At 61.9% G+C, this 15,863-nt stretch carries 16 protein-coding genes; 1 reads left to right on the plus strand and 15 read right to left on the minus strand.

The genetic code is table 11. The features are described 5' to 3' along the window. Nucleotides 1–89: 89 nt before the first annotated feature. On the minus strand, nucleotides 90–1,070 hold the full coding sequence (locus ACN1CO_RS08000; protein WP_008926895.1) for an ABC transporter permease subunit: 981 nt from the start codon (nucleotides 1,068–1,070) through the stop codon (nucleotides 90–92). A gap of 10 nt (nucleotides 1,071–1,080) precedes the next feature. Continuing rightward, the gene (locus tag ACN1CO_RS08005) at nucleotides 1,081–2,595 is read right to left on the minus strand and encodes a sugar ABC transporter ATP-binding protein (RefSeq protein WP_419138514.1); all 1,515 of its coding nucleotides are present in this window, start codon (nucleotides 2,593–2,595) and stop codon (nucleotides 1,081–1,083) included. 147 nt (nucleotides 2,596–2,742) lie between these two features. Here ACN1CO_RS08005 and ACN1CO_RS08010 point away from each other — a divergent pair, with 147 nt between their 5' ends. Next, entirely contained in the window at nucleotides 2,743–5,370 is a 2,628-nt protein-coding gene (locus ACN1CO_RS08010; protein WP_419138515.1) for an ATP-binding protein, read from the plus strand. On the opposite strand, the gene phnE (ACN1CO_RS08015) is transcribed toward ACN1CO_RS08010, so the two are convergent. The 13 genes from phnE (ACN1CO_RS08015) to phnG all read right to left on the minus strand — a co-directional run bounded on the left by phnE (ACN1CO_RS08015) (nucleotide 5,324) and on the right by phnG (nucleotide 15,862). After that, entirely contained in the window at nucleotides 5,324–6,208 is an 885-nt protein-coding gene (phnE, locus tag ACN1CO_RS08015; RefSeq protein ID WP_419138516.1) for a phosphonate ABC transporter, permease protein PhnE, read from the minus strand. The genes ACN1CO_RS08010 and phnE (ACN1CO_RS08015) overlap by 47 nt on opposite strands. Next, nucleotides 6,205–7,065, minus strand: coding sequence for a phosphonate ABC transporter, permease protein PhnE (gene phnE, locus ACN1CO_RS08020; RefSeq protein WP_419138517.1), 861 nt, complete (start codon nucleotides 7,063–7,065; stop codon nucleotides 6,205–6,207). The genes phnE (ACN1CO_RS08015) and phnE (ACN1CO_RS08020) overlap by 4 nt, the downstream gene beginning before the upstream one ends. A gap of 94 nt (nucleotides 7,066–7,159) precedes the next feature. After that, nucleotides 7,160–8,086 (minus strand): phosphonate ABC transporter substrate-binding protein, encoded by a 927-nt coding sequence (gene phnD / locus ACN1CO_RS08025; protein ID WP_283547675.1) that lies wholly within the window; start codon nucleotides 8,084–8,086, stop codon nucleotides 7,160–7,162. 26 nt (nucleotides 8,087–8,112) lie between these two features. Beyond that, nucleotides 8,113–8,943, minus strand: a complete 831-nt coding sequence (gene phnC, locus ACN1CO_RS08030; RefSeq protein WP_419138518.1) for a phosphonate ABC transporter ATP-binding protein — start codon at nucleotides 8,941–8,943, stop codon at nucleotides 8,113–8,115. A gap of 79 nt (nucleotides 8,944–9,022) precedes the next feature. After that, nucleotides 9,023–9,793, minus strand: coding sequence for a phosphonate metabolism protein PhnP (gene phnP, locus ACN1CO_RS08035; RefSeq protein WP_419138519.1), 771 nt, complete (start codon nucleotides 9,791–9,793; stop codon nucleotides 9,023–9,025). Beyond that, nucleotides 9,790–10,326: a ribose 1,5-bisphosphokinase gene (phnN, locus tag ACN1CO_RS08040; protein WP_419138520.1), complete on the minus strand. Its 537-nt coding sequence runs from the start codon at nucleotides 10,324–10,326 to the stop codon at nucleotides 9,790–9,792. The genes phnP and phnN overlap by 4 nt, the downstream gene beginning before the upstream one ends. Beyond that, nucleotides 10,326–11,462 carry an alpha-D-ribose 1-methylphosphonate 5-triphosphate diphosphatase gene (phnM, locus tag ACN1CO_RS08045; protein WP_419138521.1) on the minus strand — a complete coding sequence of 379 codons (1,137 nt, stop codon included), beginning with the start codon at nucleotides 11,460–11,462 and terminating at the stop codon, nucleotides 10,326–10,328. The genes phnN and phnM overlap by 1 nt, the downstream gene beginning before the upstream one ends. Beyond that, entirely contained in the window at nucleotides 11,459–12,172 is a 714-nt protein-coding gene (gene phnL, locus ACN1CO_RS08050) for a phosphonate C-P lyase system protein PhnL (protein WP_419138522.1), read from the minus strand. The genes phnM and phnL overlap by 4 nt, the downstream gene beginning before the upstream one ends. After that, a complete protein-coding gene (gene phnK / locus ACN1CO_RS08055; RefSeq protein ID WP_419138523.1) occupies nucleotides 12,173–12,934 on the minus strand; it encodes a phosphonate C-P lyase system protein PhnK in 762 nt (253 codons plus the stop codon). Next, the gene (locus ACN1CO_RS08060) at nucleotides 12,924–13,772 is read right to left on the minus strand and encodes an alpha-D-ribose 1-methylphosphonate 5-phosphate C-P-lyase PhnJ (protein ID WP_008926903.1); all 849 of its coding nucleotides are present in this window, start codon (nucleotides 13,770–13,772) and stop codon (nucleotides 12,924–12,926) included. The genes phnK and ACN1CO_RS08060 overlap by 11 nt, the downstream gene beginning before the upstream one ends. Next, nucleotides 13,765–14,841: a carbon-phosphorus lyase complex subunit PhnI gene (locus ACN1CO_RS08065; protein ID WP_419138524.1), complete on the minus strand. Its 1,077-nt coding sequence runs from the start codon at nucleotides 14,839–14,841 to the stop codon at nucleotides 13,765–13,767. Before ACN1CO_RS08065 ends, ACN1CO_RS08060 begins: the two co-directional genes overlap by 8 nt. Then, entirely contained in the window at nucleotides 14,841–15,416 is a 576-nt protein-coding gene (phnH, locus tag ACN1CO_RS08070) for a phosphonate C-P lyase system protein PhnH (protein ID WP_090959849.1), read from the minus strand. The genes ACN1CO_RS08065 and phnH overlap by 1 nt, the downstream gene beginning before the upstream one ends. Continuing rightward, nucleotides 15,416–15,862 carry a phosphonate C-P lyase system protein PhnG gene (gene phnG, locus ACN1CO_RS08075; protein WP_419138525.1) on the minus strand — a complete coding sequence of 149 codons (447 nt, stop codon included), beginning with the start codon at nucleotides 15,860–15,862 and terminating at the stop codon, nucleotides 15,416–15,418. Before phnG ends, phnH begins: the two co-directional genes overlap by 1 nt. Nucleotide 15,863: the final 1 nt, after the last annotated feature.

Genomic DNA, 15,863 nt, shown 5'->3' on the forward strand with positions numbered 1-15,863 from the left:
GACCTTCTCCTGCTGTTTTCAAGGTGCCAACCGCTTAATGGCGTTTTTTGGGTGGCGGAGGCGACATCGTGCATCCGCCCTTTTAAGCCTCAACTCACATGATGACGGGTACGATATTTGTCGATCAGGACCGCGATGATGATCACCGCGCCCTTAATCACCAGCTGCCAGAAATAGGAGACGCCCATCAGCGTCATGCCGTTATTCAGCGTGGCGATAATCAGTGCGCCAATCAGCGTGCCGGTGATGGTGCCGATGCCGCCGACAAAACTGGTGCCGCCGAGGATCACCGCCGCAATGGCATCCAGCTCATAGCCGACGCCCAGGTTGCCGTTGGCGCTGTAGAGCCGCGAGGCGCTCATCAGACCGGCCAGCCCTGACAGCAGGCCGCTCATGCCGTAGACAAACAGCAGCACGACGCCGACCTTGATACCGGTAAGACGTGCAGCCTGAATATTGCCGCCGACCGCGTAGATATGAACGCCCAGCGTGGTGCGACGGAGGATGAACCAGCAGATGGCAATCACCGCAAAGGCAATCACAATCAGCCACGGCACCGGCCCGAGATAGCCGTTGCCGATCCACTCAAAGTTGATATCGGAGTTGATCACCGTGGTGCCGTTCGCCAGCAGATAAGCGGCTCCGCGCAGCGCGGTGTAGGTACCTAGCGTGACGATAAAGGGCGGCAATCCGGCCCAGGCGACCAGGATGCCGTTGAACAGCCCCATCACCAGGCCCGCGCCCAGCGCCATCGGAATGGTCAGGGACGCAAGCATCGGATCCAGCGACGCCACCAGCGCCACCACTGCGGTAGTGCCCAGCATCGATCCCACCGACAGGTCGATACCGCCGGTAAGAATCACAAAGGTCATGCCCGCCGCCAGCACGATATTGATCGACGCCTGACGGGTGATGTTGAGCAGGTTCGCTTCGGTAAAGAAGTTCGGCGTGACGAAACCAAATACCGCCACGATCAGGATCAGAATGGGCAGGATACCCACCGTTTGCAGCAGATCGCCCATCAGGGCGCGTTTCAGCGTCGGCGCTTTGGTGCGGGCCAGTTGTGTCATGGTGGTCTCCTTAGATTTCGCCTGCTGACGCGCTGTGCGCACCGGTTGCCAGCGTCATAATATTTTCCTGACTGATGTGGCTGCCCTCCAGCTCACCGACGATGGTGCCTTCGTGCATCACGTAAACGCGGTCGCTCATCCCGACCACCTCCGGCAGTTCGCTGGAGATCATTAAAATCGCCACGCCCTGCCGCGCCATCTCCTGCATCATGCGGTAGATCTCGCTTTTCGCGCCGACATCGACACCGCGCGTCGGCTCGTCAAGGATCAGGATGCGCGGGCCAATCGCCACCCAGCGTGAGATCAGCAGCTTCTGCTGATTGCCGCCCGACAGGCCGCCTGCCCGGACCTGAGCGTGGGGTACACGAATATTGAGTGAGGCGATTGCCTCATTGGCGATGGTCTGCCCTTTGCGGCGGTTGAGCATGCCATAACTGGCATCACGCTCCAGCGTCGCCATCACGATGTTCTCCTGCGCGGCCATCTCCAGAAACAGCCCCTGCTCTTTGCGGTTCTCGGTGAGGAAGCCGATGCCGCGCGCAATCGCATCACGCGGTGAATGAATGGTGACCTTCTCGCCGTCGATCCAGATCTCGCCCTCTTTCGGCTTGTGCACGCCGAAAATCAGCTGCGCCAGTTCGCTGCGGCCTGCGCCGACCAGACCGGCCAGCCCGACTATCTCTCCGGCCCGCACTTCCAGACTGCTGGGATGCACTTTGCCGCCGTCAGTCAGGTGATTAATTGCCAGCCGGATGTTGCCTAAAGGGATCCCGCGATCTTTGTTGAACAGGTCGCTGAGCGGCCGTCCGACCATCATCCGCACCAGTTCGCTGGCGTTGAGCTGGTCACGCGTCAGGCTGCCGACATACTCCCCGTCACGTAGCACGCTGACGCGATCGGACAGCTCATAGACCTCCGCCATACGGTGACTGATGTAGATAATCGCCATGCCTTCGCTGCGCAGTCGTTTGATCAGTGCGAACAGCTGTTCGGTTTCGCGATTAGAGAGCGCGGCGGTCGGCTCATCCATCACCAGAATGCGGCTGTTGCGTTGCAGCGCACGGGCGATCTCCACCTGCTGCTGCTCGGCGATGCTCAGCCGACTTACCAGATCCCAGGCGCTGAACTGCGCACCGAGCCGGTCAATCACTCGCTGCGCCTCTTCGGCCATCTGCCGCCGCTTAACCAGCCCGCCGGGTGCGATTTCGCTGCCCAGAAAAATGTTTTCCGCCACCGTCAGGTTAGGTGCCAGGTTGATCTCCTGATAAATCAGGGTGATCCCGGCGGCCAGCGCCTCTTTCGGCCCTTTCAGGGCGTACGGCTTGCCTTCAATTAAAATTTCCCCGCTGCTGGCGGTATAGGCACCGGCCAGAATCTTCATCAGTGTGCTTTTACCCGCGCCGTTCTCTCCCATCAGCGCGTGAACCTCACCGGGATACACCGTGAGATCGACGCCCTTCAGGGCATAAAAATTGCCGAAGCGCCGGGTAATTCCCCGCATTTCCAGTATCGGTGTGGCTGTCATCGCCTCGCTCCTGCGGACTGTGGATAGCCGCCAGTAAAGCAACGCCAGATAAACGGAAAATGTCAGCGGCCATTCATATTTGTCATAAACGCCCGACATCACGCTCCTATACTCGGCGCATCGTTGCAGTGATTAAGAGGTCGTGGGATGCAGCGCAGTTATCCGTGGCAGGCCGGGGCGCGTGGACGCCTGTTGATGTTCAATCTGCTGGTGGTGTCGGTCACACTGATGGTCAGCGTGGTGGCGATCATCGGCTTTCGTCATGCCGGAGCGATTCAGGAGCAGGCACAGGCGCAGACGCTGGCGGATATGAACGGCAGCCTGGCACTGGCGCGCGATACTGCCAACGTGGCGACGGCGGCGGTACGGCTGTCGCAGGTAGTCGGCGCGCTGGAGTATCAGAGCGAATCACAGCGATTGCAGCAGAATCAGCAGGCGTTACAGCAGTCGCTGAGCCTGCTGGCCAGCGCACCGCTGGCGGCCCGTCAGCCGGAGCGTATCGCCCGGATCCGCGCCCGCAGCCTGATGCTGGAACAGACGATTAACAGCCTGCTGCTGAACAGCCATCAGCGGCATCTGCAGCGCAACAACATGCTGAGCGACCTGTGGCAGGCGCAGATTCTGCTCAGTCACATCGACCAGTTAGTGCAGCGGGAACAGCGGACACTGCCGGATCCCGCACTGCGCGAGCAGACCGAACGGCTGATCACCATCGCCATCCGTACGCCCTCGCCCATCGCCGTCATTGAGCAACTTCAGCAGGTCATGACCCAGTGGCGCAACGTGCCGCTGACCGGCGTCACCGGCGAGAACGTACAGCGACTGCTGGCCACCCAGCAGCGCCTGCTGCCGCTGGCGGAGGCGCTGGAACAGAGCGACCTGGCGATCGCCTACGCCACCTACCGGGTAAAAGCGCTGGTGGCGATGCTGAACGACGATATCAATGCCTCGGTGCAGCAAGTCGCGCTGCAAAGCGAGGCGCGCACCCAGGCCACCCATCACGAACTCGACTCCATCATCGGCTTTATTGCGCTGTTTGTGGTGCTGGCGCTGGCGATCACCGGTTATGCCGGGATCTATATCTATCGCAACCTCGGGTCGAGCCTGACGGCGATTGCGGGGGCGATGACGCGGCTGGCGCAGGGTGAGCAGAACGTCAGCGTGCCGGGACTGCAACGGCGCGACGAGCTGGGCGAACTGGCGCGCGCCTTTAACGTCTTTGCCCGTAATACCGCCTCACTGGCCCACACTTCGCGGCTGCTGAAAGAGAAGAGCAACCAGCTGGAGTCCACGTTCCTGGCGATGCGTGACGGCTTTGCCCTGTTCGACAATAACGGTCAGCTGGTGGTGTGGAACGCGCAGTATGCGGAGCTGCTCGGTATTGCGCCGCGTGAGCTGCATCGTGGCGTCCACTATCAGCAGTTGCTGGCCCCGCTGGCGGTCGATCTGCACGATCCCGGTGAACAGCAGGAGATCCGTCTGGCCGATGGCCGCACGCTGGAGCTGCGCTTCAGCCCGATTCCGCGGCGTGGCATGGTCAATACCGTGCTGGACCGGACCTCGCGGAAAACCCTGGAGGAGGCGCTGCAGCACAGCCAGAAGATGAAGGCGGTCGGTCAGCTGACCGGCGGACTGGCGCATGACTTCAACAATCTGCTGGCGGTGATTATCGGCAGTCTGGCGCTGACCGAAGGCCAGCTGATGCCCGGTCCGCTGGCAACCCGGATTGAGCGGGCGCGTCAGGCCGCCGACCGCGCCGCCCAGCTGACGCAGCGTCTGCTGGCGTTCTCGCGCAAGCAGGCGCTCTATCCGCGCGCGGTGTCGGTGGTGACGCTGGTGGATAACCTGCAGGGATTGCTCCAGCACTCGCTGCTGCCGGGACAGCAGCTGATTATTGATGCGCAGCGTCCCGGCTGGCCCGCCTGGATCGATGCCAGCCAGCTGGAAAATGCGCTGATGAATCTGGTAGTGAACGCGCGCGATGCGATGAACCGGCAAAGCGGCGAAATCCGGCTGCGCATCTGGAATCAGCGTCGTCTGGAAGGCGGTGAAAAACGTGACAGAGTCACAATAGAGGTGATCGACCACGGTTGCGGCATGTCGGCCGGAGTTCGTGAGCAGGTTTTCGAGCCGTTCTTCACCACCAAAGCGACCGGCAGTGGCAGCGGACTGGGGCTGTCGATGGTTTACGGCTTCGTGCGGCAGTCAGGCGGGCAGATCGAACTGGAAACCGCGCCGGGCCAGGGCACCACGGTGCGGCTGCTGTTGCCGCGCGCAGCGGAAGCCGCCGCCGCAGTTATCGCCCCGCCATCGCGCGCGCCCATTGATGCGGCGGAGATGGCGGCAGACATTGACGCGGCCAGCAACCGGCTGGTGCTGGTGCTGGATGATGAACCGGCGGTACGCCAGACGCTGTGTGAGCATCTGCATCAGCTGGGTTATCTGACGCTGGAGTGTGGCGACGGTGAAGAGGCGCTGGCGCTGCTACGCCAGACACCGGATATCGACCTGCTGATCAGCGACCTGATGTTGCCCGGCGAGATTAACGGCGCGGAGGTGATCCGCCAGGCGCAGCAGAACTGGCCGCAGCTGGCGACGCTGCTCATCAGCGGTCAGGATCTGCGCCACCAGCCGGTGACGCTGCCGCTGTGCGAACGGCTGGCGAAACCCTGGCAGCAGGCACAGCTGGTGCAGGCGCTACAGCGCGCCTGGCAGCGCAGCGAGCGGCTTAATCGCGCGCAGCAGGCTGCCACAACGGAACCGGCTTCCCACTGATGTAGCGCTTACGCAGGCGGCTGGAGATGACATCCATGGCCATCACTACCACCACCAGAATCAGCGTCAGGAACATCACCACATCCCAGTTCCACAGCCGCATGTTCTCGGCATAGACCAGGCCGACGCCGCCCGCGCCGACAAAGCCCAGTACCGCCGCCGAGCGGGTGTTGGACTCGATCTGGTAAAGGCTCAGCGCCAGGAACTGCGGGAAGGACTGGGTGAAGATGCCGAAGCGGTGTTTCTGCAGACTATTAGCCCCGACGGCACCCAGACCCCGACCCGGTGAACGTTCCACCGCTTCGTGCCCTTCGGCGTAGAGTTTGCCGAGCAGGCCGACATCCTGCAGGATAATCGCCAGCACCCCGGCCAGCGGTCCCATGCCCACCGCACGGACGAATATCAGCCCCCAGATCGCCATATCGATACCGCGCAGCACATCGAAGAGGCGGCGCATCATAAACGCCAGCGGTTTAGCCGCCCGATCGTGCATCACGTTGCGCGCCGCCAGAAACGACAGCGGCAGCGCCAGCAGTGAGGCGGTCAGCGTCCCGGCAAAGACAATCCCCAGGGTGATTCCGACCTGTGAAAAATAGTAGCCAAACGGCCAGTTCAGGAAGTCGTGCCAGACAAACATCCGCAGGAAATAGCGCCCCAGCTGCTGGCAGCCCATCAGCAGGCGCGACCACTCCAGGCCAAATACCGAGAAGAAAAAGAGGTAATAGAGCAGCACCGCCAAAGCCATCAGCCCGATGCGACGCAGATAGCGCGGCTGCGCGGCGAACAGTTCACGATGCTGCTGCTTCAGCAGCACGACATCCGGTACGTGGCTTATCATGTCCGATCTCCTGTCACACGCCGACGAAGCTGGCCGGAAAGCGTATCCAGCAGCGATACCACAATCAGAATCAGCAGCAGCGTAATACTCACCTGATCGTAGCGGTCCAGTTTGATATTGGTCATCAGCTCCTGGCCGATACCGCCTGCGCCGACCAGCCCGAGGATGGTTGAGGAGCGGAAGTTAATCTCCAGGCGCATAAAGCTGTAGGAGAGAAAGACTGGTTTCACCTGAGGCCAGAAGGCGAAGCGCATCCGCTGCAGCTTGCTGGCGCCGCAGGCGGCCAGGCCGCGCACCGGCTTATCCGAAGCCGACTCAATCGCCTCATAAAACAGCTTGGTCAGGCTGCCCACGGTGTGCAGCGCCAGCGCCAGAAAACCGGGGATTGCCCCGATGCCAAACGCCATCACAAACATCACCGCCCACGCCAGCTCCGGCATGGTGCGCAGAAAGGCGACACAGGCGCGAATCGTCATCCGCACGCTGACCGGCGTCTGGGTATTGTCGGCAGCGAAAAAGGCCAGCACCGCCGCCACAGCCACCGCGACCAGCGTGGAGGCCAGCGCCAGCTGCAGCGTTTCCCAGATCAGCGGCAGCTGAATCGGCAGACGGTAGCCCCAGTAAGCCAGCGAGCCTTCGGTTTTGCCGTCGGCAAACAGCAGCGGCAGATGCAGCACCGGCAGAATTTCATGCAGATAGTCGAAGAAGTGCGGCAGCGACTGCCAGATGGTGAGCAGATTAAATTCTGCCACTCTGCCGGCCGCCAGATAGAGCGCCACCAGCAGCAGTGACCAGAGCAGCGTGTCACGTTTCTGCTGGCGGCGGATGCGTTGATAGTAGTGTTCGAATTCGGTCAAGGGGGATCTCCGGCGCTAAAGCAGCGGGACGCAGGCGGGGTTGCCGCGTCCCGCTCTCCCCGCCTGGGCGGGGACAGTCAGGGCGTCGTCGGCCTTAGCCGCGGCTGCCTTTCATCAGGTCACGCTTCATATCGATAATGCTTTTATAGTCAGCAACCGTCGCATGACCGATATGCTGCTCGCCGCCTACCGCTTTCACGAAGCAGGCGTGATCTTCCTTATCCAGCTTTTTAATTGCCGACACCACTTTCGCTTTGAAGTCAGCGGGCAGCTTGTTGCTGACCAGCACCGGACCGTTAGGGATCAGCGGCGACTTCCAGATGATGCGGATCTGCTTCATCAGGTCCGGATGGTCCATGCGGATCAGACGGCCAAACGCGCCAGAGGTGTAGCCGCTGTTGTAGTCACCGACCAGAGAGGTCCAGGTGACGGCACCATCGAACTGGTTGTTCAGCACGCCCAGAATGTCCTGCTCATGGCCGCCAGAGAAGGTGACGCTGGAGAAGGTGTTGTTATATTTGTCATCCACCGAGCCGCCGAACATCTTCTTAAATGCCTGGTTTGGCATCAGGAAGCCGGACGTCGAGTCGGGATCGGCCATACCGAATGATTTGCCTTTCAGGTCTTCCAGCTTTTTGTATGGGCTATCCGCTTTGACGATGACGACTGAGTGGTAGCCGCGTGACTGATCTTTGTCATCCACCACAATGCCGACCACATCCACCGCTTTCGGGTCCTGAATATAGACCGAGGCGAACGAAGCCGGTGACATGCTCAGCACCATATCGATCTTGCCGCCCAGCAGGCCCTGAATCACGCCCGAATAGTCAGAGGCGTTGCGCATCTGGGTATCGACACCCAGCTCTTTATCAAAGAAGGTCTTCACACACTGATTGTCGCCGATCTGCTGGGTGGCGTTCTGCCCGCCCAGAATCCCCAGATTAAGCTGTTTCGGCGCATCCGCTGCGCTGACACCAAACGCCATGACACTGGTCAGAAGTGCTAAAGAAGTCAGTTTCATTCGGAATTATTCTCTTGCTGTGGACGTTAATGGATTTGGTTAAGTTCATCACCGTACAGCTGGTGCAGCAGGCTGTCGGAGAGTCGGGAAGGATGGCCGTCAAACAGCACCACGCCGCGCTGAATGCCAATCACGCGGGTGCAGTAGCTTTTCACCAGCTCAATCGAGTGCAGGTTAACCATGACGCTGATGCCCTGCTCGCTGACCTGACGCAACACATCCATGATGCGTTTGGTATTTTTAGGGTCCAGCGACGCCACCGGCTCATCGGCCAGCAGAATTTTCGGGTTCTGCATCAGGGCGCGGCAGATCGCCACGCGCTGCATCTGTCCGCCAGAGAGGTTTTCCGCGCGCTGCAGCGCCTGCGGCAGCATGTTCATCCACTGCAGCAGTTCGATGGCGTGCGCCCGGTCCTGGTCAGAGAAGATTTTAAAGAAGGACTTCAGCGTGCTGGTCTGGCTCAGACGGCCCAGCAGCACATTGGTCAGCACGTCAAGGCGCGGCACCAGACAGAAATCCTGAAAGATCATGCCGCACTGGCTGCGCCATTCGCGCATCTGGCGGCTGTTGAGTGTGACTACGTTACGATCCGCTTCGCCCTGATGCAGACTGACAATCGCGCCGGACGTGGCATTAATCGTGCCGTTGAGCATGTGCAGCAGGGTCGATTTACCCGCGCCAGAGCGGCCAATCACCGCCACCAGCTCACCGGCGTGCAGGTCAAAACTGACCTGATCCAGCACCTGCGTGTCGCCGTAGGCTTTGCTCAGTTTCTGGACCGACAACACTTTTTGTCCGCTGAGGCTGGCCGGTGGCAGATCGTTATCGACCACCGTTTTCAGAAGTGCCTGTGCCATGGTGTTCTCCGTCATCGCTGTTTGCGTTCTGCCGGTTATTAAGGCGTGACGCGATGAACACGAGATGACAGCGAGATGATCAAACCGTGACAGGCCAGTGCGCACCGCACAGCAATGTCTGGCCGTCACGGGCTGGCAGCACACCGTCCGGTAACGGGTTTTCGGCTAACCAGTTATCCATCTCATGGCTAAGGTGGGTGAGCCACGTCTGACGCGGCTGGAGCCTCTCTGCTATCGCCAGCGCCTGGGTCAGATCATTGTGATTACGCGGCTCTGCACACGGCGGATCGTTGCAGTCAATCACCAGCTGATCCAGCGGCTGGCCACGCAGGAAATCGGCGGTGTCGGGTGGCAGCCCGCAGGTGTCGCACAGCCAGGCGAGACGGGTGTCATGCCAGTCAAACAGATAGCCGTGCGTCAGCTTCGAGTGTTGCAGCGGCAGCGGCGTGACCTGCAGTTCACCAAAGGCGTGCGCCACAAAAGGGGTTAAGGCGGGACGGAAATCGAGCAGGCCAGGATGTTTATAGAGGTCGTCACAGCCGCGCGGATCGGGCGGTCCCCAGACCGGAATCGGTGCGCCCACGCCCCAGCGCAGCGCAAACAGGCCCTGCACATGATCCATGTGGTAATGGGTCAGCAGAATGCGGGTCAGCGTGCCGGGCGGAAAGCGCGATGCCAGCAGCGGCAGACCGGCATCCAGCAGGATGCGCTCGTGACCGAACTCAATCAACGCGCTGCAGGGCGCACGCGCATGGATGCTGTTTCGCTGCGCCCGATGACAGGCGCGACAGTCGCAGCCCGGCAGCGGTGCCGCAGTAACGCCGCCGGTGCCCAGAAAGGTAAGTTTCATTGATGCGCCTCCAGTATCTGACGCAGCTGGCAGACGGTATCCGCCAGCGCGCCATCGTTGTTGAGGATCAGGCAACCATCGGGCTGCGGCTGGGCAGCGCGCGCCAGCCGCCGGGCGATCTCCGCCTCATCTTCCCGTCCGCGCTGACGCAGCCGCGCCGCCAGCACGGCGGGCGACACCTGCAGACAGACCGGCAGCAGCTGCGTGCCAAAACGCGCCTGCGCCTGCGCCAGATGCAGCCGCGAACCGTTCACCACCACATTCTGCCCGCGCAGCAGCCACTGCTCCGTCTCACAGCCAATGCCGTAGCGGAAACCGTGCGCCTCCCAGCTCACCGCGAACAGACCGAGTGCGGCGCGACGCTCAAACTCCGCCCCGGTCAGCGCCACATGGTTTTCACCGCCCGCATCGGCGGCGCGGGTGATGTAGCGATGGGCGATCAGCAGACGCGGCGGCGGTGCCTCCCGCAGCGCATCCAGCAGGCTATCCTTGCCGGAACCGGAGGGACCGGTGAGCCAGATCAGCTGCGCCATCAGTACACCTGCCGGCCTTTGCTCCAGACATGCCGCACGTGCGGGTAGCCGTGTGCGGTGTGCGCCAGCACCAGATCGGCGCGACAGCCTTCGGCGATCACGCCGCGATCTTCCAGCCCTAGTGCGCGGGCCGGATTACAGGTCACCAGTGCGATGGCCTGCGCCATGCCGAGGCTGTTACGCTCGTCCTCCGCCAGCCGGAACGCCGCATCCAGCAGGCTGGCCGGGTAGTAATCGGACGACAGAATATTCAGCAGGCCGTGTGACGCCAGTTCCCAGGCGGCGACGTTGCCGGAGTGCGAGCCGCCACGCACAATGTTGGGTGCACCCATCAGCACCTGCATGTTGCGGTAGCGTGAGGCACGCGCTGCCTCCAGCGTGGTCGGAAACTCCGCGATGCGGCTGCCTGCCGCATGGGACTCTTCCACGTGCGCCGCCGTGGCGTCATCGTGGCTGGCAATCGCGATGCCATGTTCCCGGCACAGTCCGGCAATCGCCTGACGATTGGGCTGCGACCACTCTGCTGCCAGGGTGAGCTGGTCGTGCTCGAACTGATCCATCTCGGCGTCGTTGAGCTGATATTTGCCCTGATAATATTCGCGATATTTGGTCAGCGACGCGTACTGACGCTGGCCCGGCGAATGGTCCATCAGCGACACCAGCGCCAGCTCCGGCGTGCCCATCAGCGCTTCAAACAGCGGAGCGGTAGTCGGGTGCGGCAGTTCGCAGCGCAGATGCAGCAGATGCTCCGCCCGGTTCAGCCCTTTGCGGTTGCTGTCGCGGATGGCATCGATCATCTTGCTGAGGTTATCCAGCCGGTGCCCGCCGTCGCGCACATCGCCGACGCCAATCGCGTCCAGCACCGTAGTAATACCGCTGGAGACCATCAGCGCATCGTGGCTGCTCATCGCGGAGTGTGCGGGCCAGTCCACTTTCGGGCGCGGCGTGAAAAACTTGTCGAGGTTGTCGGTGTGCAGTTCAACCAGCCCCGGCAGCAGCCAGGCCCCTTCGCCATCCAGCGCACCCGGCTGCTGGCTGGTGGTTTCGCTGAAGCTGCTGATGCGCTCATCGCGAAACTCCAGCGATCCGTTCACCACTTCGTTTTCCAGCACCAGTCTGACGTTATTGATGATCATGCCTGCACTCCTGTGTCTATCGGGTGCATCAGGTGCAGCCGGTCGGCTACCCGCTCGCGCACCGCCCGATCGTGAAAAATACCGACGATGGCGGCACCCCGGGCGCGCGCCTGTTCAATCAAGCTCACTACGGCCTCGCTGTTGACGTTGTCGAGCGAGGCGGTGGGTTCATCCAGCAGCAGCACCGGATAGTCGGCGATAAAGCCGCGTGCGATATTCACGCGCTGCTGCTCACCGCCGGAAAACGTAGACGGGGCGAGCGACCAGAGACGCTGCGGCACATTCAGTCGGGTCAGCAGTTCGGCGGCGCGCGCTTCGCAGAATTCACGGTCAACGCCGCGCTCCAGCAACGGCTGCATCACAATCTCCAGCGTCGGCACGCGCGGGATCACCCGCAGAAACTGGCTGACCCAGCCCAGCGTGTCGCGACGCAGGGCGATAATCTGCCGCGCTGATGCCTGCGCCATGTCGATCCACTCGCCCTGATGTGCGACGCGGATGTGGCCGCTGTCGGGCTGATAGTTGCCGTAAAGCGCGCGGAGCAGCGTGGATTTACCGCTGCCGGAGTGACCGTGCAGCACCACGCATTCGCCCTCGCCTACCGTCAGGCTGGCGTTGTGCAGCACCGGCAGCGCCGCGCCGTTCTGGTTGTGCAGCACAAAGGTTTTACACAGATTTTCTACACGCAGGCGCGGAGTGTTAGTCGTCATTTAATTGAGCACCGAAGAGACCAGCAGTTGAGTGTAAGGATGATGAGGATCGTCCAGCACGCGGTCGGTCAGACCGCTCTCCACCACCCGCCCCTGTTTCATCACCAGCAGGCGATGCGCCAGCAGTCGCGCCACGCCGAGATCGTGGGTGACAATCACTACCGCCAGATTCAGTTCGCGCACCAGCGTCCGCAGCAGATCCAGCAGTCGCGCCTGCACCGAGACATCCAGCCCGCCGGTCGGCTCATCCATAAACATCAGCTGCGGCTGCGTCACCAGGTTACGGGCAATCTGCAGACGCTGCTGCATCCCGCCGGAAAAGGTGGTCGGCAGATCGTCGATGCGACTGGCGTCAATCTCTACCGCCTGTAACCAGCGGCTCGCCTCGGCGCGGATGTCGCCATAGTGGCGCTCTCCGGTCGCCATCAGCCGTTCGCCGATGTTGCCGCCCGCGCTGACCTGCGAACGCAGTCCGTCCATCGGATGCTGATGCACCACGCCCCACTCGGTGCGCAGCAGACGACGGCGATCGCTTTCACTCATCTGATAGAGGTCGCGGTTTTGATAGAGAATGCTGCCCTGCTGCGGCGTCAGACGCGCCGACAGACTCTGCAGCAGCGTGGTTTTACCGGAGCCGGACTCGCCGACAATCCCCAGCACTTCGCCGGGATAGAGATCAAAACTGACCTGCTCAAACCCTTTGCCCGGCGCATAAAGATGGGTGAGCTGGTTCACCGCAAGCAGCGGCTGTTCACTGTGCATGTTGCTGTTCCTGCTGCTGATGGCAAAAGTCGGTGTCGGAGCAGACAAACATCCGCGTTCCCTGATCGTCCATCACCACCTCATCGAGATAGCTGTGGCGCGAGCCGCACAGCGCGCAGGGTTCATCCCACTGCTGAACGGTGAACGGGTGATCGTCGAAGTCGAGGCTCTCTACGCGGGTGTAAGGCGGCAAGGCGTAGATGCGCTTTTCACGCCCGGCACCAAACAGCTGCAGCGCGGGCATCATGTGCATCTTTGGATTGTCGAATTTGGGGATGGGCGACGGATCCATCACGTAGCGATCGTTGACCCGGACCGGATAGGCGTAGGTGGTGGCGATATGGCCGTAGCGGGCGATATCTTCATAAAGCTTCACCTGCATGATGCCGTACTCCTCCAGCGCATGCATGGTGCGGGTCTCGGTTTCGCGCGGCTCAATAAAACGCAGCGGCTCGGGAATCGGCACCTGAAAAATCAGGATCTGATCCTCTTCCAGCGGCGTTTCCGGGATGCGGTGGCGGGTCTGGATCAGCGTGGCATCGGCGGTGCGCTCAGTGGTTGCCGCGCCGCTGACCCGCTTAAAGAACTGGCGGATCGACACTGCATTGGTGGTGTCATCTGCGCCCTGATCGATCACCTTGAGCACATCCTGATCGCCAATCACGCTGGCGGTAATCTGGATGCCGCCGGTGCCCCAGCCGTATGGCATTGGCATCTCGCGTCCGGCGAACGGCACCTGATAGCCGGGGATCGCCACCGCTTTGAGGATGGCGCGACGGATGGTGCGTTTGGTCTGCTCGTCGAGATAGCCGTTGTTATAGCCGGTGAGTTCAGCCATGGTTGCGCTCCTGATAATCGTGCTGCAGCTGTTTAAGCAGCGCCAGCTCGGCCTGGAAATCGACGTAGTGCGGCAGCTTGAGGTGCGAGACAAAGCCCGCGGCTTCGACATTGTCGGCATGCGACAGCACAAACTCTTCGTCCTGCGCCGGGCTGGTCACCCGCTCATTCTGCTCGCGGCTTTGCAGCGCCCGATCCACCAGCGCCATCGCCATCGCTTTGCGTTCGGCGCGGCCAAACACCAGCCCGTAACCACGGGTAAACTGCGGCGCAGCGTCGTCACTGTGGGCGACGCCGTTGACCATTTCACATTCGGTCAGCAGCAGTTCCCCAATCTCCAGCTCAAAACCCAGCTCTTCGGGACAGATGCTGACGCTGAGAGTGCCGGTGCGGATCTCGCCAGCAAACGGATGGGTACGGCCATAGCCGCGCTGGGTCGAGTAGCCCAGCGCCAGCAGAAAACCTTCGTCGCCGCGCACCAGCTGTTGCAGTCGCGCGGCACGCGAGGCTGGAAAACTCATCGGCTCGCGGGTGATATCAACCGGCTCGCTGCCGTCATCTACTTCGCCAGCGGCCAGACCTTCGTCGGTCATCATGCTGAACATGTGCGGGCACTGGTCAGGCATCGAGCGATCGTCACGCGGCGCGGCAGGCGTTTCGCCATTGGCCAGCAGGGTGAAGTCGAGCAGACGGTGGCTGTAGTCATAGGTTGGCCCCAGCACCTGGCCGCCCGGCAGATCTTTATAAACCGCCGAGATGCGGCGTTCGATGCGCATCGCACTGGTCGCCAGCGGCGTGCTCTCTGCCAGGCGTGGCAATGTGGTGCGATAGGCGCGCAGCAGAAAGATCGCCTCAACCAGATCGCCGCTGGCCTGCTTGATGGCCAGCGCCGCCAGTTCGGGATCGTAAATCCCGCCCTCGGTCATCACCCGATCCACCGCCAGCCCCAGCTGTTGTACCACCTGGTCGCAGCCGAGTTCGGCTACTGCCCTGTCGCCGCGTCGCAGATCGGCCTGCAGCTGGTGGGCATTAGAGATGGCTTTTTCGCCCCCTTTCACCGCGACATACATCAGCACACCTCCACAACGGTGGTGCGCGGCACGGCCATGATCGCTTCGCCACAGGTGAAGATCAGATCCACGCCCTGCGGGAAGGGATGCGGACGGGTGCGCAGATATTCGAGTACGCTTTCCGGCAGCTGTGGCGCGATGGCGCGGGTTTCCCGCAGGCCAGGGCCGGAGAGGCGCAGCGTTAATCCGCCATTCAGCGACGGCACTTCGATGATCAGCGTGGTGCTTTTTTCCGGCGACATGTTGTCACCCGCCGCGAACTGCGTCGGATCGGGCTGCGCCGCCGCATGGCTCAGCGCGAACGGTGCGTCCTGCTGCGTGGTGATGGGCGCGCCGGTGTGGAAGCGCAGATTGTTGCGCAGCTGTTCATTGTCGATTTGTGCATCCAGCCAGACCGGGCTTTCCTGATCGACCAGCGTCAGCAACAGCGCCGTGGCCGCCGGTGACAGTGCGCCCCATCCCTGTTGCAGCGGCAGCGAGACCATCACGCCCGGCTCGCTCATCGCTTTCAGGATGCGGCGAAACGCGCGCTGTGCATCCGCGACCGGATGGTTAAAACTTGCCAGTAAAGTCATCAGTTATCTCCGCGAACCAGCGTAAAGAAATCCACTTTGCTGCTGGCGATTTCACGAGCGCGCAGCTGTCGCTGCTCATCGCGCCATGCCGCCAGCGGGGTAATAATCTTCTCCTCCAGCAGTGACCGGGTTTCCGGCTGCTGCAACAGCGCATCCAGCAGGGCGCAGCGTTCGGCATGGGCTTTGTCGCGCCCCAGCAGGTAGCTGTAACCCAGGGTGCCGTCGCCCAGCTGCACCACCGCGCGCGTTACCGTGGCATCGCCCATCACAAAGCGTTTGCCGGTAGCACCCATCCGCGCCTGTAACCGCGTCAGCCCGATCTCTGCCGGACGAACCAGGGTGAACTCGGGCTGGAGGTTAAGCGCCTGCCAGTGCTGTTCAAGCAAGGCGGCGCTGCTGTGCGCCAGTACCGACAGCCAGCGCTGGCGATCCGTTTGCTGTTCCATT

Source organism: Pantoea sp. R13S299, assembly GCF_048515925.1.
Classification (GTDB): domain Bacteria; phylum Pseudomonadota; class Gammaproteobacteria; order Enterobacterales; family Enterobacteriaceae; genus Pantoea.

Excerpts from the sequence above, each read along its gene's own strand:
- phnD (WP_283547675.1), bottom strand. The coding sequence starts at position 8,086 with ATGAAACTGACTTCTTTAGCACTTCTGACCAGTGTCATGGCGTTTGGT.
- phnL (WP_419138522.1), bottom strand. The coding sequence starts at position 12,172 with ATGACGACTAACACTCCGCGCCTGCGTGTAGAAAATCTGTGTAAAACC.
- ACN1CO_RS08010 (WP_419138515.1), top strand. The coding sequence starts at position 2,743 with ATGCAGCGCAGTTATCCGTGGCAGGCCGGGGCGCGTGGACGCCTGTTG.
- phnM (WP_419138521.1), bottom strand. The coding sequence starts at position 11,462 with ATGATCATCAATAACGTCAGACTGGTGCTGGAAAACGAAGTGGTGAAC.
- phnP (WP_419138519.1), bottom strand. The coding sequence starts at position 9,793 with ATGAAACTTACCTTTCTGGGCACCGGCGGCGTTACTGCGGCACCGCTG.
- phnN (WP_419138520.1), bottom strand. The coding sequence starts at position 10,326 with ATGGCGCAGCTGATCTGGCTCACCGGTCCCTCCGGTTCCGGCAAGGAT.
- phnC (WP_419138518.1), bottom strand. The coding sequence starts at position 8,943 with ATGGCACAGGCACTTCTGAAAACGGTGGTCGATAACGATCTGCCACCG.
- ACN1CO_RS08000 (WP_008926895.1), bottom strand. The coding sequence starts at position 1,070 with ATGACACAACTGGCCCGCACCAAAGCGCCGACGCTGAAACGCGCCCTG.
- phnH (WP_090959849.1), bottom strand. The coding sequence starts at position 15,416 with ATGACTTTACTGGCAAGTTTTAACCATCCGGTCGCGGATGCACAGCGC.
- phnG (WP_419138525.1), bottom strand. The coding sequence starts at position 15,862 with ATGGAACAGCAAACGGATCGCCAGCGCTGGCTGTCGGTACTGGCGCAC.
- ACN1CO_RS08060 (WP_008926903.1), bottom strand. The coding sequence starts at position 13,772 with ATGGCTGAACTCACCGGCTATAACAACGGCTATCTCGACGAGCAGACC.
- ACN1CO_RS08005 (WP_419138514.1), bottom strand. The coding sequence starts at position 2,595 with ATGACAGCCACACCGATACTGGAAATGCGGGGAATTACCCGGCGCTTC.
- phnK (WP_419138523.1), bottom strand. The coding sequence starts at position 12,934 with ATGCACAGTGAACAGCCGCTGCTTGCGGTGAACCAGCTCACCCATCTT.
- phnE (WP_419138516.1), bottom strand. The coding sequence starts at position 6,208 with ATGATAAGCCACGTACCGGATGTCGTGCTGCTGAAGCAGCAGCATCGT.
- ACN1CO_RS08065 (WP_419138524.1), bottom strand. The coding sequence starts at position 14,841 with ATGTATGTCGCGGTGAAAGGGGGCGAAAAAGCCATCTCTAATGCCCAC.